This window comes from Clostridioides sp. LIBA-2809, from assembly GCF_056688965.1.
On the sequence record NZ_CP197005.1, the window covers coordinates 93,217 to 117,231 of the forward strand.

28 protein-coding genes are annotated in these 24,015 nt (G+C 27.5%); 2 read left to right on the forward strand and 26 right to left on the reverse strand.

Going from position 1 to position 24,015, the window contains the following annotated elements; genetic code table 11:
• Window positions 1–87: 87 nt before the first annotated feature.
• From ACTG44_RS20720 to ACTG44_RS20740, 5 genes are all read right to left on the reverse strand, one after another.
• A complete protein-coding gene (locus tag ACTG44_RS20720; RefSeq protein WP_146026533.1) occupies window positions 88–309 on the reverse strand; it encodes a hypothetical protein in 222 nt (73 codons plus the stop codon).
• 19 nt (window positions 310–328) lie between these two features.
• Complete coding sequence (locus tag ACTG44_RS20725; RefSeq protein WP_102822229.1) at window positions 329–721, reverse strand: hypothetical protein; 393 nt, start codon at window positions 719–721, stop codon at window positions 329–331.
• Between the two features lie 13 nt (window positions 722–734).
• The gene (locus ACTG44_RS20730) at window positions 735–2,261 is read right to left on the reverse strand and encodes a hypothetical protein (protein WP_479921711.1); all 1,527 of its coding nucleotides are present in this window, start codon (window positions 2,259–2,261) and stop codon (window positions 735–737) included.
• An 87-nt stretch (window positions 2,262–2,348) separates the two neighbouring features.
• Entirely contained in the window at window positions 2,349–2,948 is a 600-nt protein-coding gene (locus ACTG44_RS20735; protein WP_479921712.1) for a hypothetical protein, read from the reverse strand.
• A gap of 98 nt (window positions 2,949–3,046) precedes the next feature.
• A complete protein-coding gene (locus tag ACTG44_RS20740; protein WP_479921713.1) occupies window positions 3,047–4,372 on the reverse strand; it encodes a hypothetical protein in 1,326 nt (441 codons plus the stop codon).
• A 382-nt stretch (window positions 4,373–4,754) separates the two neighbouring features.
• On the opposite strand from ACTG44_RS20740, the gene ACTG44_RS20745 reads away from it, so the two are divergent.
• Entirely contained in the window at window positions 4,755–4,937 is a 183-nt protein-coding gene (locus ACTG44_RS20745; RefSeq protein WP_021382331.1) for a hypothetical protein, read from the forward strand.
• Window positions 4,938–5,061: 124 nt separating this feature from the next.
• On the opposite strand, the gene ACTG44_RS20750 is transcribed toward ACTG44_RS20745, so the two are convergent.
• From ACTG44_RS20750 to ACTG44_RS20760, 3 genes are all read right to left on the reverse strand, one after another.
• Window positions 5,062–6,840 (reverse strand): DUF8193 domain-containing protein, encoded by a 1,779-nt coding sequence (locus ACTG44_RS20750; RefSeq protein ID WP_479921714.1) that lies wholly within the window; start codon window positions 6,838–6,840, stop codon window positions 5,062–5,064.
• Between the two features lie 86 nt (window positions 6,841–6,926).
• Window positions 6,927–7,976 carry a cell wall-binding repeat-containing protein gene (locus ACTG44_RS20755; protein ID WP_479921715.1) on the reverse strand — a complete coding sequence of 350 codons (1,050 nt, stop codon included), beginning with the start codon at window positions 7,974–7,976 and terminating at the stop codon, window positions 6,927–6,929.
• Window positions 7,977–7,999: 23 nt separating this feature from the next.
• On the reverse strand, window positions 8,000–8,605 hold the full coding sequence (locus tag ACTG44_RS20760; protein WP_479921716.1) for a hypothetical protein: 606 nt from the start codon (window positions 8,603–8,605) through the stop codon (window positions 8,000–8,002).
• 233 nt (window positions 8,606–8,838) lie between these two features.
• Between ACTG44_RS20760 and ACTG44_RS20765 the strand changes: the two genes are divergently transcribed.
• Window positions 8,839–9,048 (forward strand): helix-turn-helix domain-containing protein, encoded by a 210-nt coding sequence (locus ACTG44_RS20765; RefSeq protein WP_021382327.1) that lies wholly within the window; start codon window positions 8,839–8,841, stop codon window positions 9,046–9,048.
• Window positions 9,049–9,365: 317 nt separating this feature from the next.
• On the opposite strand, the gene ACTG44_RS20770 is transcribed toward ACTG44_RS20765, so the two are convergent.
• The 18 genes from ACTG44_RS20770 to ACTG44_RS20855 all read right to left on the reverse strand — a co-directional run bounded on the left by ACTG44_RS20770 (window position 9,366) and on the right by ACTG44_RS20855 (window position 23,995).
• Window positions 9,366–9,518, reverse strand: a complete 153-nt coding sequence (locus tag ACTG44_RS20770; protein WP_044211832.1) for a type I toxin-antitoxin system toxin — start codon at window positions 9,516–9,518, stop codon at window positions 9,366–9,368.
• Between the two features lie 155 nt (window positions 9,519–9,673).
• Window positions 9,674–10,222 (reverse strand): hypothetical protein, encoded by a 549-nt coding sequence (locus tag ACTG44_RS20775; protein WP_021382326.1) that lies wholly within the window; start codon window positions 10,220–10,222, stop codon window positions 9,674–9,676.
• A complete protein-coding gene (locus ACTG44_RS20780) occupies window positions 10,213–10,656 on the reverse strand; it encodes a DUF4320 family protein (RefSeq protein ID WP_021382325.1) in 444 nt (147 codons plus the stop codon). Before ACTG44_RS20780 ends, ACTG44_RS20775 begins: the two co-directional genes overlap by 10 nt.
• 11 nt (window positions 10,657–10,667) lie before the next feature.
• Entirely contained in the window at window positions 10,668–11,531 is an 864-nt protein-coding gene (locus ACTG44_RS20785) for a hypothetical protein (RefSeq protein ID WP_479921717.1), read from the reverse strand.
• A gap of 13 nt (window positions 11,532–11,544) precedes the next feature.
• Entirely contained in the window at window positions 11,545–12,486 is a 942-nt protein-coding gene (locus ACTG44_RS20790; RefSeq protein WP_228846518.1) for a type II secretion system F family protein, read from the reverse strand.
• A gap of 14 nt (window positions 12,487–12,500) precedes the next feature.
• Complete coding sequence (locus ACTG44_RS20795) at window positions 12,501–13,883, reverse strand: ATPase, T2SS/T4P/T4SS family (RefSeq protein ID WP_479921718.1); 1,383 nt, start codon at window positions 13,881–13,883, stop codon at window positions 12,501–12,503.
• Window positions 13,883–14,650: a ParA family protein gene (locus ACTG44_RS20800; RefSeq protein WP_228846520.1), complete on the reverse strand. Its 768-nt coding sequence runs from the start codon at window positions 14,648–14,650 to the stop codon at window positions 13,883–13,885. Before ACTG44_RS20800 ends, ACTG44_RS20795 begins: the two co-directional genes overlap by 1 nt.
• Before the next feature lie 10 nt (window positions 14,651–14,660).
• The gene (gene cpaB / locus ACTG44_RS20805; protein ID WP_021382320.1) at window positions 14,661–15,419 is read right to left on the reverse strand and encodes a Flp pilus assembly protein CpaB; all 759 of its coding nucleotides are present in this window, start codon (window positions 15,417–15,419) and stop codon (window positions 14,661–14,663) included.
• A 10-nt stretch (window positions 15,420–15,429) separates the two neighbouring features.
• Complete coding sequence (locus ACTG44_RS20810; protein WP_021382319.1) at window positions 15,430–15,987, reverse strand: prepilin peptidase; 558 nt, start codon at window positions 15,985–15,987, stop codon at window positions 15,430–15,432.
• A gap of 11 nt (window positions 15,988–15,998) precedes the next feature.
• The gene (locus ACTG44_RS20815) at window positions 15,999–16,265 is read right to left on the reverse strand and encodes a hypothetical protein (RefSeq protein ID WP_102822234.1); all 267 of its coding nucleotides are present in this window, start codon (window positions 16,263–16,265) and stop codon (window positions 15,999–16,001) included.
• Between the two features lie 122 nt (window positions 16,266–16,387).
• On the reverse strand, window positions 16,388–16,585 hold the full coding sequence (locus ACTG44_RS20820) for a hypothetical protein (protein ID WP_054275995.1): 198 nt from the start codon (window positions 16,583–16,585) through the stop codon (window positions 16,388–16,390).
• A 16-nt stretch (window positions 16,586–16,601) separates the two neighbouring features.
• Window positions 16,602–16,997, reverse strand: a complete 396-nt coding sequence (locus ACTG44_RS20825) for a hypothetical protein (protein WP_102822235.1) — start codon at window positions 16,995–16,997, stop codon at window positions 16,602–16,604.
• A gap of 305 nt (window positions 16,998–17,302) precedes the next feature.
• Window positions 17,303–17,506 carry a hypothetical protein gene (locus tag ACTG44_RS20830; RefSeq protein WP_021382315.1) on the reverse strand — a complete coding sequence of 68 codons (204 nt, stop codon included), beginning with the start codon at window positions 17,504–17,506 and terminating at the stop codon, window positions 17,303–17,305.
• A gap of 435 nt (window positions 17,507–17,941) precedes the next feature.
• Window positions 17,942–18,130, reverse strand: a complete 189-nt coding sequence (locus ACTG44_RS20835) for a hypothetical protein (RefSeq protein ID WP_102822236.1) — start codon at window positions 18,128–18,130, stop codon at window positions 17,942–17,944.
• A gap of 10 nt (window positions 18,131–18,140) precedes the next feature.
• Window positions 18,141–18,911, reverse strand: a complete 771-nt coding sequence (locus ACTG44_RS20840; protein ID WP_102822237.1) for a hypothetical protein — start codon at window positions 18,909–18,911, stop codon at window positions 18,141–18,143.
• A 39-nt stretch (window positions 18,912–18,950) separates the two neighbouring features.
• On the reverse strand, window positions 18,951–19,928 hold the full coding sequence (locus ACTG44_RS20845) for a hypothetical protein (protein WP_102822238.1): 978 nt from the start codon (window positions 19,926–19,928) through the stop codon (window positions 18,951–18,953).
• Window positions 19,929–20,153: 225 nt separating this feature from the next.
• Window positions 20,154–21,965: a C40 family peptidase gene (locus ACTG44_RS20850; RefSeq protein ID WP_052328860.1), complete on the reverse strand. Its 1,812-nt coding sequence runs from the start codon at window positions 21,963–21,965 to the stop codon at window positions 20,154–20,156.
• Window positions 21,966–22,000: 35 nt separating this feature from the next.
• Window positions 22,001–23,995: a hypothetical protein gene (locus ACTG44_RS20855; protein WP_479921719.1), complete on the reverse strand. Its 1,995-nt coding sequence runs from the start codon at window positions 23,993–23,995 to the stop codon at window positions 22,001–22,003.
• Between the last annotated feature and the right edge of the window lie 20 nt (window positions 23,996–24,015).

Below are 24,015 nucleotides of genomic sequence, written 5' to 3' on the forward strand. Positions count from 1 at the left end.
ATTTTAATTGCTTTATTCTTGATAGGATCTTTAATCAATACTTAGTAATATTGAATTTTCCAAATTTAATACTATAGATTTCTATCACTATACAAAACAATCAATCTTATAATCTTTTGCTTTACTTTTTTCCCCATTAAAAAAACGACTTACAAAGTCGTCTTTATTTTTATCAATTACTTTTATTTTTTGTAATTTTTTTAGTTCACAAGTGTTTTGTAACTCTTGTATCAATTTTTCATGTTTCATTTTTTCATCTTGAAACACTATTTTTATTACTATTTCTTTTACATTAGATTTATCCATCATACATAATATCCTCATTATTTTATTTTGTATCATTTATCACATCAGAATATCCATCAACATGTGTAACTCCTGTTGTTATTCCATCTAGTATGTCTTGTACCGATGCCAAGTCATCATTAGCTTTACTTATTTCATTATTTATAACCGTAATGTCTGTGGAATCATCTTCACCACCAGAATTTCCTTTTAGCTCATTATATTGTTCAGTTAACTTAGCTCTTTCTTCTTTTAATCTATTTACTTCTGCTATTAGCTTTGTTTCCCCTTCTGATAATAGCTTTGCATCATTATCCAATCCTAGTAATGTATTTATAATATTATTGGCTGTATCGCCACCTGTGTAAGTCATTGCGATTACAGAAACAGATGCTGTTGCTATGCCTAATGCAGCTAGCTTTTTAAGATTTTTCATAATACTTTTCCTCCTAATCTGTTAATGCAGGGAAATTATCATCATCCAAATCAAATATTCCCATATATCCAGTATAACTATCATCATTAGTGCCTGTCATTCCAGTAAAAGCCACTTTATTCCCAGCTAATAAAGACATATTTGTTATTTTTAAATCATCTTGAGGTTTTATGGTTTTCTTTAAAGTACCATCTGAAGATATTACCATTATGCTACTAAAATAATTAGATACTAATATATCACCATTGTTTAATGCAATGTCATACTTATTTCCTATTAAATCTTCAGTTGGGATTGTACTTTCTATTGTTCCATCTGTCGTTATTGTACTGATTGTTTTTACTGCATAAATTACACATTTCCCATCTTTTTCTTCAACTACACATGTTGGTCTTGAACTATTTCCATTATAATAAGTGTAATCATCACTTATTTTAATTGTCCATGACTTTGTCCCATCTTTTGTATACTTTGTAGCAAAAGGGAAAGCTGTACTAGAAGTTATACTATCGTAGGTTTTATTTGCATAACCTACCACAATTATATCTCCGTTTGACATTTCTATTGCATTTCCAATATTAACATTCCCACCATTACCATTTATTTTAGATTCCCATTGTTTATTCCCTGTATTATCAATACATAGAACCCTTGAATAAGCACCAGCTGACATACTACCAACACATAGATAGTTCCCATTTTTAAGTTCTATAACATTTTCAATTGTCTCAGCCATTGTATCTCCACTATCAAATTGTGTTGTGAACTCTATTTCACCTTGGGAATCTAATTTTATTATGTGTATTGTATTTGTTGTTAATTTTCCTAGCGAACTTGTTAAGCTTTTATCTTGAGAAGTAACAAGTATTAAAGCTCCACCATCTTTTGTTGCTTTGCATAGATTTATATTACTTACACTAGTATTATTTAATTCCTTATGCCAAACCTCTGTTCCATTAAGATTCACCTTTTGAAATATAGTCTTTCCAGCCTTTGTACTATTATTAAATTTATTTAATACTAATAACATGTTGTTATCTTTCAGTAAACAGCTTCCTTTTACTGCATTTATATCATCTATTCCTTTTAATTTTCTTGCATAATTTTCGCTTCCAAACTCTGGTAGAACATAATCATCATTCATAGCTTCAGCATAACCTGCAATATGTCCTTTAATTGGAGTATATTTAGATAAAGCTTCTTGTATCCTATTTGCATCACTATTAGCTTTATTTAGTTCTTCCTTTGCCTTCGCTAATTCACTTGTAGCCTTTCTATATGCCATAGAACTTGTCCTACCATTATTTTCTAACTTAGCTATTTCTGATTCTAAAGTACTTATCTGACCTTTTATTTCTTTTGCTTTTGCTACTAAGTTTTTCTCTCCTTCTTTTAATAAAGATACTCCTTCTTTCATTTCTGTTAGCTTTGTTTTAGCTTGTTCTATTATTCCACTACCATTCCATGTTACTAATAAAGCACTAGTGGCAATTGTCGCACTTATACCTAATGCAACTAATTTTCCTTTAGAACCTATCATAAACTTTCCCTCCTTAGATGTTGTCTAATCCTCTTTTGATATAAGATATTTACATTTAACATACATATCCTTTTACTTCTTTGTATTCTACCAACCTATTATTTCTTTTATAATAGTTGTTATTTCATACATCCATTCATCACTATCAAATTCAATTTGTTCACATTTAAAGGTGTTTCTAGTCCTTGTATATAGAAATTTCTTTGAGGAATAACTATACTCATCAATATATAAAATTAAACTTAGGTATATGTCTCTTGCCTTTTCTTTTTGTTGTATTAACTTTAATAACTCTTGTTCACTTCTTCTAGTAATTACAAACATTAAAATGGAATATTCTTCTGCTAAAATTTTTAATTTTTTATAATCAATACTATCTTGAAATTCTGTAGCATCTATACATATAATTTCATCTTCTTTATCATTAATTATTGCTTTCAATAAATTCTCTAATGAATAAAAAGATAATGTATCATCATTAATCTTAAGTTGAAACTCATTATATTCTCCATCAAACTTATAATTAATGGCTATATTGTCTCCTGATACTTCTATATTATCTTTAGTTAAAAATAAAACTTGCTTATCAGTTGGAAGATTTTTTATTATAGATAAAACAAACTTCTTATTTCCACAACAAATATTACCTTCAACTGAAATCATCATTCCTGTATTTTTGGTTTCCATATTACCCTCCATAAAATATAAATCTTAATTCGTACAATTTAATTTTTTACTTTAGTACTATATAAATAAAATTAAGCAAAAAAATAAGTAGAATAAACCTACTTATTTTTTTGCTTAATTTTACTAGGTACTTCTATATTATGTTTTTTTAATACCTCTATATATTGTGTTCTAAATTCTTTATTAGTATCTAGTAAATTATCTAGACCACGATAAACTTCTCCATGTGGAACTTCTCTATACAATTTTTCTAATAATATTATTTCGTTGTCCTTTATACCTAATTTTACTATAATACCTTTTAAAGCATACCAATATTTATCTAAATCATTCAGGGGAGTTGTATTATGTATAGGATCAAATATTACCATTCTCATTACATTAAAATATTGATAATTATACATAAGCTCAACCATATTATAAGGCACAGAACCAGGATATCCTTTTCTTGACCATATTAAACTTAAAAAATTATTAATTTCGTTTTGAGGTATTATATTTTCTTCAAGCAACTTCTTAACACATATCCAGACACTACTTTTATCTCCTTCTTCTAAAAATCCGTCCATATCTACCCACATAAAAAATCTAAACATGTCCGTTATCCATTCTGTCCAAATCTTTCTAGCAAGAGCTTTATCTGATAAATAAATTGATATTTGTTCAGGGTGATAGCTTATAAATTCAATAAATAAATCTTTGTCTTTTTTTACAAAACTCATCATAGCATCTCTTAGGATTTTACTTTCTGAATGAATGATGCAATCCCAAAAACCATGCTTAGGGTTTTCACGACTAAACACCCTACTTTTATCATTTTCTTTAAACATGTTATATATGTCTTCTAATAGTATCTGAAGTTCTTCCACTTTAACCGAAGATAGTATATTATCAACTATATAATTTAAATCCTTGCCTGGTTCAGTATACCTTATATCATAATGATTTCTTATTTTATCTAATAGTCCTGCTTTTCCTCCATTAATAACAAACTTATTATAATTTGATTCTATAAATAGCCAAAATGACTCTATATGAGGATTGCTTATAATTTCTCCCTTTGCATGAGCACAATCATTTCTTATACTTCTCCAGTAATCATATTTTTTTCTAATATCATCATCTATTAAAAATATGTTATCAGGTTTTGTTCTATTAACTATATTAAATACTTCTGTATCCCAACTATTATCATCTTGAACTTTTTCTATTATTTGCTTCCAATAACTATCTTTTATATTATCTGGCTTATTATGAGATGTAACAATTCTATTTCTTAACTCATGTTGAAAACCTAGATAGGTCATTATAAATGAAGCTCTATATGCTCCAATCTTATAACATATAACTCCTTCATTAAATAACTTCAAAGTCTCCCCTTTAACATTATTTGCTTCACACCATCTTTCAAACTGAAGTTTCAATTAATTCATCCCTCTCTTACTAAAATATAATATCTGCTTAATATTATATTATCATAAATTGGATTGGATAAAATAACTCTTATACTCCATGAGGATTTCTTTTATATAGTCCCATACAACAACTTCTCCATCTACAACCTCAAATACTTTTCCATGAGATTTTTGTGCATCTGTTTTTATTTGATTGAAATTTCCTCCAGCTTACTATATAACCAGTTTTACATTTGTAATATCCAGTTTTACATATCCACTTGTAAAAATTATTAATCCAAAGTATCATAATATTGTGAATTCATATTATATAGGAACATATAAGCATATTTAAATAATTAAATTTAATGGCTGGTATTATTATTACTTTTATTTATTGGGGGGATATACTGTGTTTGGAAATAAAGCAGATGAATGTATTCATATAATGACTGCATATATAGCAAGTATAAAAGAATACTATCTATTTATTGATACTCAGATGGAAAGTTTCATAAAAAAATATGGTGAACAAGTGGTAGAGTTTTGCTTGCACAGAGTAATGCTTTTGTTATGTAACTGTGGACTAGCATAAAACATAAATATTTTAAAAAGATAGCTTTAATTATATAAATAATATATAAACAAAAGTAGAGAACTCTAATACATAAAGTTCTCTTTTTTGTTTTTTAAATATATTTAATTCTATTTTTTAAAAATTAATCTTTAAGTGGTCCTATATGCCAATCTTGAAATAGATTTCCTTTTATTGTCATGGCATTATTAACATTTGTTCTTAACTCACCAACAGGTGTCCACACATCCATCACTTGCCCATAAACATTGTATGCTCCATCTTTATACCAAATAGGTGTAAAATGAGCTTTTTGATTATATGTAGAGTACTTATTATTTTTTAGTTCAAATTTAGAACTTAAACCATTTTGAATCCTTTGTAAAACTCTGTTATATGTTTCATATTTAAATTCAGGATATAAAGTATTTACGTTCTGAGCACCAGTAAAACTTGTTTCAGGAGCATCATAATTCATTTTTGAATCTACATTTATATTAAACCCATATCCTGATTTCATTTCTTTTCTATCAGATTTAGATGTAGGTACTTTTGAATCAGCTTTAACTTGCATATTAGCTGTTAAAGAAACATTGTAACTTAGCCATTTCCATTCATACCATCCTTCATCTACCCATTCTCCGCCTCCATCACCATCTGAATAATATACCCAATGTGGAACCCAATAACAATCCCATTCCCCATAGGTAGCATTAGTTTTTACATATGGATTAGGTAAATTTGGAGTTTTAAAATTATCATTCCTGTCTTTTGCTTTAGGATCTGGCGGAACTTTTTCTTTTAAATCAACTACATTTGCAATTATGGTTGCTTTATCTGTAGTAGCATTTGAACTTACTTTAATAGTTATTTTCTCAGGAGTTTTTGGAGTATGCCATTTAACCCAAGCATATTGCTCTCCCCCATTTTTGGGAAGATATATGTTATTCATAGAATAGTCTTTTCCCTTAATATTAAAAATCACTTTAACTGGATTTTTAGGTGTTCGATTAGATCCTTTTATCTTTATTGAAGTTATAACATCTGTATCTGTCCTATACTCATAATCACTTTGACCACCTTCATCTGGTTTAGATGGTTCTTCTGGATTAGGTGGTTTTACTGGAGGAATTACAACTTCATCATCTTCTTTTGGCTCATTATTAAAGTATACTATACCTAAACCTAGCATTTTAATTATTGTATCATCATCCTTTGCCTTTGCTTTATCTGTATCTGAAATGCCTTTCCAAGCTTTGAAACCTAAATCATCGTTTTCTAAAAACATAGAAAGAGGTAAGTTTTTATGTGATATACTTGCTAGTTTATTTCTTAGTTTATTACCACCAAGTTTTTTATTATAAAGGGCAGTCTCTGTGGCTGTCATAGCCATTTTATTTCCACCAAATGTAAAATATGCTATAGGTTCTAGAAGCAATTTATATTCACCACTTGTCATATCCTCAAAATCTATATCCGCTTTCTCAGCAATTATTTTTTGTACTCCACTATTACAAAAATATTTCTTTATTTTATTTATATCACTTTTTCCATATTTATTACTTGAAATAATAACAGGCAACTTTTGATTTGGATTTGTATATTCATATTTTGCAGAAGAAAGAGTTAATTGTTTTCCATTTCTATATTCTATCTTACTATTCTTCCCAAAATGAAACTTTACTTTTGGAGTTCTATTAGTCAAGTCTACCGTTTTGCCAACCCTTTTTTGATTTTCTACATCAATTATTGTTACTCTTACACCTTCATCACCTGAAGACCATTTATTTTGTGATGTTCCTCCACCACCTGTTCCTCCTCCACCACTTCCATCCATATTTCCACCGCCATCAGCAAAAGAAACTATTATAGAAATAAATATCAAACTTACACAAATAAATACAATCATAAATTTTCTTTTCATGTTTATTCATCTCCCTATAATATTTTTAAATAAAAAATGACCCATTAATTAGGTCATTTCTTGTTAATTTATATTATTTGTACATTTTACATATTTCCTGAAGGTGTTTCCCAATCTTCTTTTGGTGCATACCCATCTTCCCCTTCACTATCAGTTGGGTTTTGTGGCCCAAATCCTGGAACATCTACTATTTCTTTATCTGAATCAGGTTTATTTGTTTCTTGTTCTCCATTCACTGCATTTAAAACCTCTTTTAGTACTTTATCATCCAAACTACCAATTGCTGTAATCTTCTTAGCATCATACAAGATTTCTTTTTTACTACCCTTATCAACTAAAATGATAGGAATATTTTTTGATATTGTTGAACCAACAAGTGAGTATATTAAATCTGTGCCACTAGCTACATAAAATTCTTTAGTACTATTATAGAAATAAGTTACAACTTCTGCATTAGTATCATATCTATCAATTCCGCCTATTCTTATAGCTTTAGTAGCTTTCCTTAATTCTTCACTTATACTTGAACGCCCTCCTATAGCAAAACATTTTGTACCATTCATGTCAAAAGGTATATTTTTCCCATCAGTTAATATTATAGGAGATTTTTCTTTAACAGCAACTTGAGAAACACTCATTGCATCTGGTTCTCCTTTATATCCATTTGTTATCATAACTTTTTCTACTTTAGTTTTACTATTTATCTCTTTAGCTACTTTGTAACTTGTTTTTATTCTATCTTCTCCACTTATTCTATGTATCTCTATATTTCTAGATTCAAGAATACTTTCTATCTCTTTACCTACTGAACTTTCCCCACCAACTATATAGATTTTTTTAACTTTATTTAATCTTTCTAGCGTTGAGCTTGGAATACTATTTTTTTTAGTTAATAATATTGGAGCATTTTTCACACCTGCCAACCCACTTGCAGATAAACCATCTGCTAATGTATCATCTGAATTTATAATAATTGCTGTTGTATAACTTTGTTTGTCTGCAATAAGAGCTGCTGTTTCATATTTATCTTTACCCTGTATTTTGTTTATAGATGACAAAGCAAATATACTAGATGAATTAGTCATAAATATCATAATTGATATTCCTAATGCTAACAATTTCTTACTAAATTTCATAATTACTCCCCCTCTTATAATTACTACATACTTCCAGATACATGATTCCAATCTTCTTCTGATGCATAGCCATTATCGCCTTGACTTTCTGTTGGCTTACTAGGTCCAAATCCTGGTACATCAATCAACCCATCATCTTTGTCTAATGGTTTTTCTTGATTATTTGAATTATCTTCAGGCTTATTAGGCTTGTTTAGTTTATTGTCTTCAGAATCCTTAGTAACTTCTGGATTAACTAACTTGTTATTATTTGAAATTTTTGGTTTTGGTTCACTTTTTTTCTGAACTTCTCCTTTGGTAGGTCTATTGTTTTTAATTGTATTATTGTTAGTTATATTATCTATATTCTGAACTTTATTCTTTTTCTCAGAATCCTTTCTATCTTTTTCTTCTTGTATAGTATTTACATTATCCCTTAAATCAATAGTTGGAACGTTTACACTTCTATTTTCTAAGTTATCATTATTAGAATTTTCATTATTTTCTATCTTATTAGAACTTAATTGTGAGACCTTAGATACCTTCTTGCCTAGTGTACTTATACTAAAAATTCCAGCACATCCAATTACGATACAAGCTACAACTAAAATAGATAGTTTATTTTTTTTTATTATCTTTAAAAATTTCATATTATTTCACTCCTTTTGATTTAGTTCATAGGAGTGATTACTTATTATATCTAGATGATAATCCATTTTTTACCATAAGTCAATAATTCCTAATATAAAAATTCACTCCTAACGTTAATAATTCACTCCTAGCGTTATTTTTTAACTCCTAGCGTTAATAATTCACTCCTATTGATATTTTTCTTTAGAATAAGTATAATTAATTTATTATTAATTATTGGGGGGGATTTTAAATGATCAGAATAAAAATATCAGAATTGCTTGGTAAATGTAAAATGTCTAGAATAGAACTAAGTGAAAAAACTGGTATTAGACCTAGCACAATTACTGCTCTCTACAATGAAACGATTAAAAGAATTGATATTGATATGTTAGATAAACTTTGTGATGTATTTGATTGCAATATAGAAGACATAATTGAACATGTAAAAGATGTCGATTAATGTTATAATAATAATTAAGAAACTATATTCAAATATACATATTATAATGGTTTTAGCATCTTTCTTAAATAGAAAGGTGCATTTTTTCGTATGTCTTTTATTAAATAATGGCTTCAATGACACTATTGAAAGTTATATAAAATCTAATAAAAAAAATATATTTAACTAGAAATATAATTACTATCTACTTTTTCGTTTTTAGAATTAAATAAAAAAGATATGATATAAAATCGTATCAAATTTAACTTTTTGTGATATAATAAAAGCAAGAAGAATTACAATCTATTTTGCTTTAGAGTGGAGTTCTTTAAAAATGATTATTTTTTGAGTTTAAACATAAATTTAAACTCAACTCTCAGGTCACTCTTTCGCACAGAGTGGCCTTTTACTTTTGTAAATATTTTGCCAATCAAGCAAAATATTAAACTGGCAATAACACCAGCGAAAATATTAAGTAAAAATTCGTTCATACCTACACCTCCTTTCTTTCGGAGGTTATTTCTTTTGTTTGTATGAACTCCACTCTAATAGATTATATATTTTTCTTCTTGCTAAAAATATTATACCACTCTTTACCATAAATATCTAATTACTAAATTATTTTATATTTTTAAATAATTTAACCTTAAAATAAAGGAGTATATCCTGACACAGAATCTAAATTTATCTTTGTAGTCTCTGCTCTTGTAAATCCAAATGAAGGAGGTATTTTTAAAATAACTGAACCTCTTACTTCATACTTTTTAACTTTACTGCTATTATTTGGAGCTAGTTGTCTATTTGTTACTTCTACTTTTAAGTCTAAAAGTGTATACTCAACATTTGAATCATTATATTTTATGTAATGTCCTTCTTCTTCAGTTAATTTTAATGCTTCTTTCAGTTTATTCTCAACCTCTCCTCTATCAACATTCTCTTTCCATTCATCAGTTTTATTTAATTGATATGCAGCACCATATCCTTCTCTTAGACATGGATATGTTTCATCATAATTTTCTGTAGCTACAGCAATAAGAGACTTTTCAAAAGCATCTCTAACACCTTTAGTTATTAGTGCTAATCTTAAATATTCAGCACAAATACAAAAGAATATCATAATAATCACAACAATTATACATATTACTATAGAAGTCGCATTACCATCTTCTTTTTTTAAGATGTTCTTTATTTCCAATATGCCTCACTCCTTCCAGTCGCATTTGAAACCAAGGGTACTGGGAAAGAAGCGAAATCAAAGAAACTTAAATCCATTGTTTTTTTTACAGTCACCTTTATTTCTTCATTGAGCTGGACTTTGTTTGTTCCATTTATATACTTTGTTGACCATTCAATTCTATCTGGCTCAACTATACTCTTATTTAATTTTTCTATTTCATTATCAACATCCTGACCAACCTCCCCACTTATTTCTGCAATTCTAACAATCTCATTTGCATAGTGGTTTAATTGACTCTTTGCAATGATAACTGGTAACACATTAATTACAAGTCCAACTAAAAGTGCTACAATAAATATTATTATTATAATCCAAATAGATTCGTCTATAGCTCCTTTTTCATTTCTTATAGGCTGATATAAATCTTTTTTGCTTTTTAATATTTTTTTCATCCCAATCCTCCTTAAAAGAAATTGTTTAAGGATTTATAAACTTCAATGCCTAAAGCAACAAACATATTCATTATTAGACAACCAAGCATAAGCATTGTGTACTTTCCAATTTTACCTGGTCTTTTACTCGCAATAGCTTCCACTCTTTGTAATTTTAAATCATTTAACTTAGCAGCCAATTTTTGAAAATACATAATCTCATCATTACCATTTAACACACCCACTAGCCCTACTATTATTTCTGATAAATTTGAACTATTAACTCTACTTTCAAATCTAATTAAAGCTTCTTTCTGAGAGCTAGATTTCATATCAGCTAACGTAAATTTAAGTTCTTCAGCTAATGTTTCATTTGCTGTTTTTATATACTCAGAAATTATATATAAAAGATCTCTAGTTCCACTTAATTCTATTGCTAATGTTGATGCGAATTCTGCAAGTTCATAATCAATTCTTTTTATTTTATCTGCAACAATTCTATCTGCTCTTTTCAGCTCTTGAAAAATAGAATAAATAGAAAGAGCTATCCAAATAATACATCCTTTTGGATAAATTATATAAGTTGGAATTGTAAGAGAAAGAACAACACAAGAACTTACAAAAGCATTTGCAATATAAGTTTCTGGAGTTAAGTTTATATTAGCTGATTTCAAGGTCAATAATAGTTTTTTTCTTTTATACTCATTAACCTTTACAAATTTTGATACTCTCATTGCTACTTTCGTAGTTAAATCATCTAATGTTTTCTTTTTTTTGTTTGAATTTATAACTGATGATACAGTTTTTGAATATCTTGCTCCTGGCATATTTAGTATTCCAGCTAAAATCATATAAATACTAAATACAAATAAAGAGAAACAAATTAATAGTATCAATTAATCACCCCCCTTATTCATTTATTGATTTATAATCAATTGGTTTTATCAGTTTACTAATTTGTATAATGGAGAAAAACGTTAATGAAACAGTAATACAAATAGAAATTTGTCCTGGTAATGTGTACATTAAATTTTTAAACCAATTTATATTTAAAAATTTCAACATAAAAATTGAGCCATATAATATAAATGTCATAGTTAAAAAACTTTTTGCTGGCCCCATTAATTTACTATTTACTTTTTCATTTAGTATCTTTACATTTGAAAACTTACTTACAGTTGCTCTAAGTGGAGACTTTAGTGTTCTATTAGTTTGACATTGTATAACTCTATTTACCCATTCTACAAATATGTCATTATCAATACTATCTCTTAATTCTTCTAATGCTTCTTTTATATCAGGAGATAGTTTAATTTTATATAAACATTTTCTAAATATATTTTCTAAAAGAGGATTAAAACAGTCAATATTCTCCTCTATAGCTAGTATTATATCCTCATTTCTTAAATAAGAATTTGTAATCATAGATAAACCACTTTCTAACTCATCATTTAATTGCCTCTCATATGAATTAGCAGTTATCTTTATATATAAAAATGGCAACATCCCAAATCCAAATGCTAATATTGGTATTAAAAATATATTGCCTATGCTAAGTGCTAGAAATATCCCTACTATCATTAATACAATAGCAATGATACATATATTTGAGAATTTTCCCTTACTTTGAGTCCGTTCTAAGATATTACTAGTATCTTTTATTAAGCGTTTTATTCCCTTCTCTTTCTTTTTGCCTGTTAGAATTTCTACTTTATCACTAATAGAAGGTGCTTTTTGCTTTCTTTCAAATATGGATACTATTTCTCTTAAAAATTCAATAGGAGATATATTCAATAATGTAAATATCCCTCCTGTAATCACTAAAAACAAAAATATATTTGAGAATCCCATTAAAAAACCTCCTTTCAATTACATAAATCAGATACTTCATAATAATTTAACATTTTATTTAATTCTTTTTCTGTAATCCCATTTTCAAGTAAACGTTTTTGAATATTCTCAGAAATATTATTTACCTTTTCAAAATATCCTGTGATTACTTTCTTGTTTCCTTCAAGTTTTATACCAGTTCTAACAAAATGAAATAATGTTTTAAACTCACGTTTTCCATCTTCATGAACAATGCACTCTGTTATTTCCATTATTTTTCTTGATTTATCTTTCAATTGTTTTACAAAACATGCAATAGGAAAAGCTTTAGTTACATTTTTCATTAGAGTATCATCGTCCATATTTGACTTTGTCTTACACAAATCTAACATTCTTGAATAAACATCAATACAAGAGTTTGCATGTATAGATGTAATAAAAGGATTACCTGTATTAGCAGCTTTTTGTACCTCAAATGCTTCTCTACCTTTCATCTCAGAAATCACTAAGTAATCTGGGTTCATTGTAAGAGAAAACTCCAATAATTTTTCTTGGTCTATATCCTGCTTAGGGTCATCACTATGTCTTGTCCTTAGGTGTATTACTTCATTTATTACCTTACCATTTTCATCTCTCTTGACCATATCAAACTCTCTAACATCTTCTTCTATTGTTATTACTCTATCATCATTATCTACAGATTCTTTGACTAATGAATCTAGAAGAGTTGTTTTTCCAGAATTAGTTGGTCCTACTATACACATACTTGCTCCATATTTAAAGAGTCTCTGCATGATATAAAATATTTCTGCTGTTCCTGTACCAAACTTTATAAAATCATCTATTTTTAGCTTCTGAGGGTTTATAATACGAATAGATACAGCAAGACCCTTACTGTCATCAATTAAACCGTACCCTAGAGCTGTTATCCTTATTCTCTCTGATAAATGTCCTCTTACACCAGGTTGAGCATTGTCAAATACCATATGAGACATTTGTAACATTCTTTTAATAACATCTATTGCATGTTTTGGATTATTAAATGATTCTTTTGTAAATTCCTTATGCCCATCTTTGAACGTAATTCTAGTTGAATCCCATTCATTTATATTTATTTCTTCAACATCATTTCTATAAAGATAGTTATCTAAAAAATCGAATCCTAACATTCCAGATAATAATTTATCAATTAATTCTTTCTCAGATAATCCTTTTACTTTATAAGAATAATCAACAATAAATTTTTCAACAAATGGTCTTACTGATTCTCTTTGCTCCAATATATTTTTTCCTGCCATAATTGAAAAGCATTTATCTAAAATATAACTTTGAGTTTCCTTTAATACATCTGAAAATTCTTTTTCTTCCTTATCTTCATTCAAGAAATTTTTAAGAATTTGTCTATCACCAAAAGCCATTATTTATTTCTCCATAATTTACATTTTTTTATATCATCCTCATTTTTTAAGGTACTGGCTAATTCATCAACAGTTTTGTTGTATTGACTCTTTTTCTTACTAAGTTCCTGAAATAAATCTCCAGATAGAGTTTGCTCTCTTATTTCTTCAAGATAAGGTAATTCGTATTTTATTCTATATATTTCTTTTACTTCCCTTACTGATTCATCTTCCCTGAAATTTGATAACACATTTATATGTTTATTTATTTTAAATTTCTGTAACATCAACAATTGTAAATTAGAATCAAAATAAGATATAGCTTTTAAACTAGGTTCTACAAGCCTAAAAATAGTATCAGAGTATTCTAGAACTGTAGATGTCAATAAGTCTGTAAAAAAATAACTTGTACAATCCACAATAATATAATAAGCCATGTTTTCCAATGTTCTAAACAGTTCTAATACCCTTTCTATATTATATTGTGCATAGGTTGATACATTTTCTCTCTGTTTGTATCCCAGTATATTTATATATTTGTTTTTCCCATTTATTAAATTTGTTAAAATTACTTCTTCTGATAAAATTGGAGCTGACAACACATTTCCTAATGACTTGTCTTTAATTTTTTCATTCGGTAAAATAGTATTTATTGAAGGACAGATTAAATCAGAAAAAACTAAAATTACATCTCTCTTTTCCTCTGCTAGTTTTTTTGCTAACTTTATACTAAAAGTAGTTTTACCTGAACTTGGGCTTCCCCAAATAGCAATTGTTTTACCTTTCATTTCTATTCCCCTATTCTTTTATTGGTGTAGTCATGTTTCTTGATGCCAATAAATTTATTGTTTCTTCTTGTTTTTTTATAAATTTTTCAGCATTATTGGTTGTACCACGATACACTAGTGTTACATGCATTTTGCTATTTTCTTCTAGCGTAGCTAGTAACTTAGCTTGGATATCATTTACTTGCACTGTAATAGTTGTCGGAAGCTCATTTTCTTCTTCATTTCCTTTTTGTACTTTTTCATCATTCTTATCAGAACCTTTTGCATTAGTAACAGCTAATACTCTTACATATTGCAACTCAGCAGGTTTTAGAGTTTCTTTATCTTCTCCATAATCAGCAGCTAAAATTGATATAATATCTCCTGTTTCTAGCTTTCCTGATAGTCCAGCCGCAAAATTTTTTATTGTAAAAGATATGGCTTGATTCTTACCATCTAATCCATATAAATATTCATTTTCAGCCACACGATTTTTTGAAATCTTTGTAGTCAACACATTATCATCTTTGTTAATATCTGTTATTGCATACTTCCCAACAACACTATCTTTTGTTTTAATACTTGTCTGAGGTAAACTCTCAGAATCTGTTGTTTTAATTTCCCTAACTTTTGTGGAGCTTATTTTTTCTCCTTTTTTTATTTCTTGTGTTGCTCTAACAAAGGTTGTTTGTGATTTCATTTTCTGTAAATATGGAGAAACAAAACAAATGTATACACCTATTAGTAATGCAGAACAACCAATTATTATTCTTTTTGTCGCTAATTTCATATTTTTCCTCCTATAATAAATATGATAAAAAACACCCTACAGAAATGTAAGGTGCTAAAGCAATACCATTTTTATATGTATCACGATTGATTGCAAATGCCAAGATTAAGCTAATTAGAATAAAAATTAAAACTTCTATACCTTTAAACCCAATTAAAAATCCACTACTTCCCATAAGCTTTATATCCCCTCCTCCAATACTTCCATTTTTCAATATTGCTGATAAATAAAGAGGTAACGCAAATAAAAATAAATTTATTATAGATAAATATAAATTCATTTTTATAAAGGATACAAATAATATCAATACCTGTATTTTATTAGGTATTAATTTTGTTCTATAATCTACATAACTAGCATAGATTAATATTTGAGCATATAAAAAACCTTTTATTATTAATGCTATATTATTAATATGTTTAAATAGGCTTATGATTAATAAATATTCTATTAAAAGTAATATCATTTTTTGCTCTTTGCTTAACACAATTTTTTCACCTGTTGGCAGAAATTTTAAATCATAGAAATAACTGAATATGCTATTAGAACTAATATTATTGAAAGACATAATATAAAATCCTATCCAAACATATTTACAATTGTAGATTGTGCTTTTGGTAAAATAACATCTTGTAACGCTCCAGTTGCCCAAGCTAACATCAGTCCACCTAAAAATACTGCAATAACTACCCAAATAGCCTTAGATACATTTTCATCCATACCAGATTCATTATTTAATACTTCTTTTAGATGTCTTTCTATACACATTATTTTTTGTCCTATATAGGATTCTAAAAAAGTATTTCTTTGTTTTCTTTTTTCTTTTTGAAATAATAAATTCTCCATGTCTATCCTCCTTAAGTTTTAAAATATATATAAAAAAGCATCTCTAGAAAATGCTTTTATTAACACATATACTTGTTGTAAAGAAATTTACTTCATACAAATCATGAATTAGCTAAGTACTCTTAAGATTTTTCAAACATTTCTATTATTTTTTCTTGTATAATGGGAGATGTGTATTCTATTGCTTTTCTTCCCAGTAAAGGTCCTAGTAAAATTAAAAATAAAATTATTATACATCCAATAATTGCTCTCTGACGTTCTGACAAACACCTCTTCTTTTTGTCCTTACTTAAATCAATATTTTTCTTTTTATCTTTCATATAAATCTCACCTTTTTCAATCTAAAATTTTCTTAACTATACACAAAATTAATGTTATAAATGTAAGTACAGCTGCCAAACATAATAAAAACCCTAATATTCCCTCAAAAAACGAACAAGCAGTATGTGCTAAGTTTACTACCATATTGTTTATGATGTCTCTATCATCCCTAAGAAAAGTTGCTCGTTTATCCATAATTTTATTTATGCAAAGAAGTACTAAACATAGAAACACAGCCAATGCTGAAAAAAAAACAGGTTTAATAAAATCCAAAAAATCTATCCAAAAATATTCTATACGTTCCTTGATCTTTGTACCTATACTGCTCAGTATTTGAAATATACTCTTTTGTTCACAAACAACTTTTTCTTTAATAGTTTTATAATCAGACTCATCTTTTTTTATTTCCACCATAATCCCCCCTACATACTAATATCTTGTATATACAAATTCTTATCTATAAAGTAAAAAGGAAGATAGGTATTCTATCTTCCTTCATTAATATTTAGCTAAGTTTTTTTATTCAAATAAAAAAGCTCTTAATATAGATACTTTTTCAATGTGTAAAATATAGGGGTGAGATGGCTTTAAGCCACCTCAATTTGTTATGAAAAACCAAAAAATGAACCTGTATATGACATCTATTACTAGATGTCATATATAGTCTCACTTTCATATTCATGTATATTTGCATATGTGTTTTTATAACTTATATTTTATCTATCATTCTTCATCACTATATTTATTATTAAAACTAATATCACAAAAATTTGCACCCCAACAATGTTAGCAAATGATTTAGGATCTGTTAGTACTGGTAAAATCATAAGAAAGATTAATAGAATAGCAACTTTTATATAATCAATTATACTATGCTTTTTAGATGTATTTTCTTTAACTGTTTTTTCATCATCATTCATGATTTATATTCCTCCAATAATTTATAATTTTATTTTTTAATAAAATGATAATATAACTATAAGTCAGCTATCTGTTTGATATAAAAATAAAAACTTTCTTAAACCACTTATAGGAGCTACCTTTCTTTATGTCTTTAATATTCTCTGAAATATATCCCTTTGATTTATATATAATACTATCCATTTCTTTAGATACAAAATTTATAGAATTCTTTTTTTAAGGTTCATAATTATTCTCCCTTCAATATAAATGCAAATGTATCAAAATTAAAAAACACCCCAAATGGATGCTTGATAATTAAACTTATTTTAGATTGAAAAAACATAAATCTAAAACAAATCAAGTGTAATTGATGTTGCCTTTGCTAAACACTATCTCTATTATTGGGTTTCAGTATTGAAAAATACCTTATCTATGTTTTTATTACTTTATTTTTAATTTAAATTTTTTATTTGAATATGTAAAAGAATAATGATCATAAAAGGCATTACTATTCTTTTTATATCTATTTCAGATATAGCCACAACTAATAAATCTCCTGCTTCATGAAATGTTTTTGAATCTATCAAATATAAGGTAATACCAAATATAATTGAAGCAACTACTATAATACAATCTTTCATATTAGACTCCTTATAAATAAATATTTCGTACTTTAGAAAACTCTTCTGATAATATTTTTTCTATTATCTTAAAATACAATGCATTCATAGTTTCTGCACAATACAATTTAGAAATAATAATTTTTATATTTTTATTATCTATCAAGAAAGTAATCAAATCCTCTTTATCAAGTAAGTCATTTTCATTTAAGATAGTGCTGTTTCCAAAGCTTTTAGAATCCTTCAATGATAAAATTGTCTCATTATATATATTTATTAATGCCTCATAAGCTCCCTCTTCATCACAAAAAAATTCAATACTATTTTCGTAAATTTCTTCAAGTGAGTATTCACATAATCTTCTATAGTCTAATTCTACAACATTGTGTTTAAAATGATATTCAACTTTTTCTAATATATAATTTACTTCTTTTTCTATATCTATATTTGAAAATAATTTAACTTTCTGCAAGTAATTTAATTTTAAAAATATATAGTTTGAGCCCACATATTTTATATTATACATATAGATATCATCTGTCATTTTTAAGCCTTTTTTGTGCAATACAATATTTACTTTCCATTTTATTTGTTCTATAGCTTTTATCTTTTTTTCATCTATTTTGACCAGTAATAATCCTAATAAAATTGAAGCTAAAGAATAAAAAAACAGTAAAGCTCCTATTATTGAATATACTATTTTAAATTTTTCTGGAGTAAATGTAAATTTTGTAACAAAAATTAGAGCACAGCCCATAATAAAACTGAGCAAAGTATATTTCCCATATTCTGGTTCAAGCAAAATAACATCCCCTTTCAAGTGCTTACTTATAATACTTGTTTAGCTTTGCTCTAAAAAATCTTCTATATTTTGTGTCCTAATAAGGGAAAATTTATCTTTAAAGTTAAAAAAAGCCGACATCCTAGTCTTTATAAATAAAAAACTTATGAAATTTGGATCAGCTGTATTTAAGATTTCTCCAACATAAGATGTTATTATATCTCCTATACTTGTTTTTATAAAAGAAAATATTTCATTTGAATTATCAAAGACAATTAAGTATTCAGCATTTTTTTCTCCAAACAAATAATTTTCATTAATAAAAGTAAGAATATTTAGTAATAGAACACCTAATATTTTTTCATCATCAACTAAATTTAATTTATTAAAAGCAATAAATTCATTATTGTGTACATGATTTATATTAGAATGTATATTTAGTAAATGCCCATAATTATCTATTATTTTATTAAGTTTCAAAATAATTGTATCTATAACATTTATTCTTATGTTTAATATGTCTTTAATACTATTTAACTCTTTAAATACTTCAAATACCTTTTCTTTATTTGGAGATTGCATACAGTTTATCATTCTATGTGTTCCTTCTATATATTTTAAATAATTTAGAAAATCAGATAAAATAGGGTATTCATTTTCTTTATATTTTGTACACTTTTTTATATCTATTCCAAAATATTCATAAAATTTAGTTAGTAATATATCTAAACTAGTTAATTCTTCTTCTGTGTATTCACTTACTAAAATACAATACATTCTTTGTATCTTTTTTAAATGAGTGCCAAATGAAAATATATCAAAATCTTTTATTGTTGAATAAATTTGCAATGGATTTATTATTTCTTTATTCTTATCAACTTGTACTACTCTAACATCTTTTATATCATTAAATTTCGCAGATTCTGTATTTACTAGTATTATTTTTTTGCCTAATTTTATTTGTTCATAAATAATATCTTTTCCAGATATTTTGTTTTCATTTTTTATTTCACTATTCATTTTATATGCTAAATTCATTAAAATCCCCCCAAAATTATAATTAATTTTACTCACTTTACTTATATATCTCCTTCTTCCAATTCATCAAGAATCAAAGATACTTCAGTACTTAAAACAGAAGCATAAATAAGCACTCCTAAAAAAGCTATAGCTATTGTTAAAGCAACAAACATAAATTAATCACCTCAGTTTTTTATAATAAAAAAAGGTATCCCATAATTGGAATACCTTTTAAACAACAATTTATTTTAAACCAGGAAATCTACCATAACTCACAGGCCCTTTTCTCATGTCTGTTATTCTAACATCTTTTCCTGATTCTGGAGCTTCTATAACTTTTCCTCCTCCAATATACATTTGAACATGATGCACATTCCAAGGATTTGTTAAAGATTGGCCTTTTTCATGTACAAATACAAAGTCACCTGGTTGTAGTTGTTCAAATGATATAGGTGTTGATGCTGCACATTGTGCTTTAGAAGTTCTAGGCAATCCTTTAACTCCTGCTTGATTGAAACAATATAGCATAAGACCACTACAGTCAAAAGAATTAGGTCCTTCTGCTGCCCACAAATATGGTTTACCAAGTTGCTTTCTCATAATTGAAATAATCCTATTAACCTTTTCTGAACTAGAACCACCTGATATACTTGTATTTCTAAATTCTATAGCATAATGATAAACTTTATTTGGATAGTCATGAGGAGCTTTATCTAAATTTACAGACATACCCCTTCCTTGTCCAACATTATATAATACAAATGCTCTTCTCAAAAGGTCTTTAAATTTAGGATCATTTTCATCACTATCCCACTTTATTTGATTGACATATTCGTTGGTATTATAATTCTTTTTATTTGGACAAGCTATTCCTGTCATACTTTCTAATCTAAATAAAGCATAGTTAAAATAGAATCTTGCCTCAAATGCACCTGCAATTATCTGAGCTCTTGCATCTTTTAAAAAAATACCCCACATTTGCTCTGAACTAGAAAAAGAATATCCTGCTTGTTTAAATAAATCACCCATGCCTTTTCTCATATGTTCAGCCCATATATCACTTCCATCAGTATCATACTTTTGAAATTGCATTATTCCATATGCTCCTCCATACTGACAATTAGGGTTAAAATTACTTTCTTGTTTTGCAAATCCAGCTAATACCCAATTTGGAAGACCTGTTAACTGAGATGCTTCATCAAAGAATGATGCTAATTCTCCTGGAACCCCTACAAGTTCTCCCCATTGGCCACCACCTGGATAATATGGTGCAAGAGTATTTCCAAATAGCCAATTCCATTTTTTATCTGAACCAGAATTTATAATCATTCCAATAACCATATCAACATCATTTTCACCAACATGATTTTCTTTAATTAATATTTCTCTAAAGTGGTCATATGGTTCTCCTTCATTTTCTTGAGTAGATAAAACTGGTTTTGTTATCTCAATTCTTTCATCAGAATCTATTGTTGTAGTTTCTGTTTTTATTTCATATATATATTTATTAGTATTATAAATTGAATTTGCATAATCTAATAGATATATTGTATCAACCGTTTCATCAACCTTTTCTACATATCTAGCATCATCACCTTCTCCTACTTTTTCCTTATAAAATCGCCTTGTTATTATCTGAGATTCTGAATATTTCAAATCAGGTTTTAAGGTCTTATCAACTATCTCATCAACTTTTTTCTTCAATTGCTTAACACTACTTTTTGCAGATACTTGGCTATTGCTTACTAAAAATCTCAAATACTTTTCTACATGTTCAGCTCTTAATAAATGTTGATTGTCTAAAAAATAATAATCTTTAGATGTATATTGTGCTACTTTCTCATCTATGTAAGCTTGAACTTCTTTAGTCTCTTCAGAAGATAAATTAGGAGTTATTTTATCGCCTGTAAATAGTTCAAAAGTTGCAGATAATAATATTAATATTAATACAACAAAAGCACCATAAGGAACCATTATTTTAAACATTAGCTTTTTAAATTTATTTTTAGCAATACCTTTTACTAACTCTAATCCCTTTTCAAACAATGCTTTCATCCTCCCTTTAAATAAAAAAGTTAACTATGTTAACTCTATAAGCTATCCTTAAGTAAAGAATCTAGGCTATTGTCTTTCTTGCTACTTGCTAAAAATTTAGATGCACTATCTATGTCACCTTTTGAAATATTTTCATAAAAATGTTCTTTGTCAGGTTCAGTTACACTGCTGTTAAACATAGCTGTATCAAAAATTTGTTCAGCTTTTCCAGTTGCTTGTGTTATATCTAAATTATTACCTGGTTTCTCCATTATATTTCCAGCTATTGAATTTATTGTATCAATTCTAGCTGACTCTACTTGCCCCATATTTCTTTTATCATTTATTGCAGAGAATATAAATCCATCATCTTTATTACCATAACTGTCTTTCTTAGATAAGTTATTGAAGAACATACCTTGAATAGCTCTTTCAGCGTTACTAGGGTTTTTGAACGCAATATCTGGTTCTTTTTCTGGAATAGTTTCTATATTCTTCTTCAATTCATCTCCATTTTTTGAGCTATCTAGTTTATCCATTCCAAAGTTATACTCATCATCACTAGTACCACTATTTTTTTCTAATGAATCATCATCTTTTGGTATTTCATTTTCCATATTATCTAAAGGTTTTATATTATTATCATCAAGAGAGTTTATATTATCATCTAAGCCTATATCACCATAGCTTGATTCCATATCTGCATCATATCTATTTTGCTCTTCCGCAGGATCATTTCCTCTATTAAATTTATTTCCTATTCCACCATCTACTGCTCTATCAGCCATCTTTGCCATTTTATTAAAATTACCTTCTTTATCACCATGTCCCATAAGACCTTCTAAAGCTTCCAATGTTCCTGCTGTTCCTGCTGTAGAAGCTTTGAATGCTGTTACCATACCTGATATTGCTCCTAGAGTCCCTTTTGTAAATCGCCTAGCTTCTCCATATTCATCTATTCCAGATAACTTAGCAAAATATCCCTGTACAGAATTTCTTAAGACATCAGATAATTTTATAGTTAAAGTAAGACCTATTAAAATAAATAGTAGTGATGAAGTTGCTGAGAAAAACAATGAAAATACTACAAATACTATAGAGTAACATAGTCCTGTTATTGCATTACTTAATATCTCTCCAAACCAGATTTCAAATGCATTTATGTTCTTGTTAATTCCCCATAAGGCAGAAGCAACAGGTGTAAAAACAAACATAATACCTAAAACCCATGTTCTAACCATAAAAACAATATTTACTCTCAATGTTAAATAAGCGAAATAAACTTTTATTATCGCTGTAGTTAAAACATTTCCAGTTTTAAGTTCATCTAATATAGAATTAGACATTGTTACATGGCTAAAAGACTCATTTAAAATTGATGTTAAAAAATTTGAAAAGACTATTATCCCATTAACTAAAACTGGACCTCCTGCTATTATTAGGCAAACAAAAACCCATCTTTGTAAACTTTCCTTTGTGTCTATCTCTTGTCTTTCATCAACTGAACCTTTTATAACTCTTACAGCTGTAAAGAATACCATTAATATAAGTAAGACATAAGCTACTTTTTGAACTATTCCGTATCCAAAAACTAGATGTGACCATTGTTCTTTTGTAAATATATTTAAATCTTTTGCAAATATTAATTCTTCTAATGTCTTTGTCCCTAGTAATTTTTCTTGTATAAATCCATCACCAGAAAAAATAAATTTAGTTATAGAATCTAATAAGAAAGCTATTCCATTTGCAAGGAAACTATCTTCATCTTCTAAATCTTTAACAAAATTAAGCTCTGATGATTTGAATTCAGAGCCTCCTGTTGTACCCATATTTACAATTATATCTTGTAAGAAACCTGCTAAACTTAGCATAAGACCTAGCATTAAAGCCCCTAATACCAATTTTGTTGTTCCCTGCATTAAGATTGTTCTTTTATCATAGTCATTTTTATATATTATTAGCTTATATATGAGTATCGCTAAACTAATTGTAATAAGTATCACTCCTGCATATTGCAGTATATCAACTAAAGCTTGAATTTGTTCACTCATTTTAATAACCCTCCATTTTC

Coding starts and splice junctions, on each gene's coding strand:
- ACTG44_RS20720 (WP_146026533.1), bottom strand. CDS start 309: ATGATGGATAAATCTAATGTAAAAGAAATAGTAATAAAAATAGTGTTT.
- ACTG44_RS20725 (WP_102822229.1), bottom strand. CDS start 721: ATGAAAAATCTTAAAAAGCTAGCTGCATTAGGCATAGCAACAGCATCT.
- ACTG44_RS20730 (WP_479921711.1), bottom strand. CDS start 2,261: ATGATAGGTTCTAAAGGAAAATTAGTTGCATTAGGTATAAGTGCGACA.
- ACTG44_RS20735 (WP_479921712.1), bottom strand. CDS start 2,948: ATGGAAACCAAAAATACAGGAATGATGATTTCAGTTGAAGGTAATATT.
- ACTG44_RS20750 (WP_479921714.1), bottom strand. CDS start 6,840: ATGAAAAGAAAATTTATGATTGTATTTATTTGTGTAAGTTTGATATTT.
- ACTG44_RS20755 (WP_479921715.1), bottom strand. CDS start 7,976: ATGAAATTTAGTAAGAAATTGTTAGCATTAGGAATATCAATTATGATA.
- ACTG44_RS20760 (WP_479921716.1), bottom strand. CDS start 8,605: ATGAAATTTTTAAAGATAATAAAAAAAAATAAACTATCTATTTTAGTT.
- ACTG44_RS20765 (WP_021382327.1), top strand. CDS start 8,839: ATGATCAGAATAAAAATATCAGAATTGCTTGGTAAATGTAAAATGTCT.
- ACTG44_RS20770 (WP_044211832.1), bottom strand. CDS start 9,518: ATGAACGAATTTTTACTTAATATTTTCGCTGGTGTTATTGCCAGTTTA.
- ACTG44_RS20780 (WP_021382325.1), bottom strand. CDS start 10,656: ATGAAAAAAATATTAAAAAGCAAAAAAGATTTATATCAGCCTATAAGA.
- ACTG44_RS20790 (WP_228846518.1), bottom strand. CDS start 12,486: ATGGGATTCTCAAATATATTTTTGTTTTTAGTGATTACAGGAGGGATA.
- ACTG44_RS20795 (WP_479921718.1), bottom strand. CDS start 13,883: ATGGCTTTTGGTGATAGACAAATTCTTAAAAATTTCTTGAATGAAGAT.
- ACTG44_RS20800 (WP_228846520.1), bottom strand. CDS start 14,650: ATGAAAGGTAAAACAATTGCTATTTGGGGAAGCCCAAGTTCAGGTAAA.
- cpaB (WP_021382320.1), bottom strand. CDS start 15,419: ATGAAATTAGCGACAAAAAGAATAATAATTGGTTGTTCTGCATTACTA.
- ACTG44_RS20810 (WP_021382319.1), bottom strand. CDS start 15,987: ATGTCTTTCAATAATATTAGTTCTAATAGCATATTCAGTTATTTCTAT.
- ACTG44_RS20815 (WP_102822234.1), bottom strand. CDS start 16,265: ATGGAGAATTTATTATTTCAAAAAGAAAAAAGAAAACAAAGAAATACT.
- ACTG44_RS20820 (WP_054275995.1), bottom strand. CDS start 16,585: ATGAAAGATAAAAAGAAAAATATTGATTTAAGTAAGGACAAAAAGAAG.
- ACTG44_RS20830 (WP_021382315.1), bottom strand. CDS start 17,506: ATGAATGATGATGAAAAAACAGTTAAAGAAAATACATCTAAAAAGCAT.
- ACTG44_RS20835 (WP_102822236.1), bottom strand. CDS start 18,130: ATGAAAGATTGTATTATAGTAGTTGCTTCAATTATATTTGGTATTACC.
- ACTG44_RS20845 (WP_102822238.1), bottom strand. CDS start 19,928: ATGAATTTAGCATATAAAATGAATAGTGAAATAAAAAATGAAAACAAA.
- ACTG44_RS20850 (WP_052328860.1), bottom strand. CDS start 21,965: ATGAAAGCATTGTTTGAAAAGGGATTAGAGTTAGTAAAAGGTATTGCT.
- ACTG44_RS20855 (WP_479921719.1), bottom strand. CDS start 23,995: ATGAGTGAACAAATTCAAGCTTTAGTTGATATACTGCAATATGCAGGA.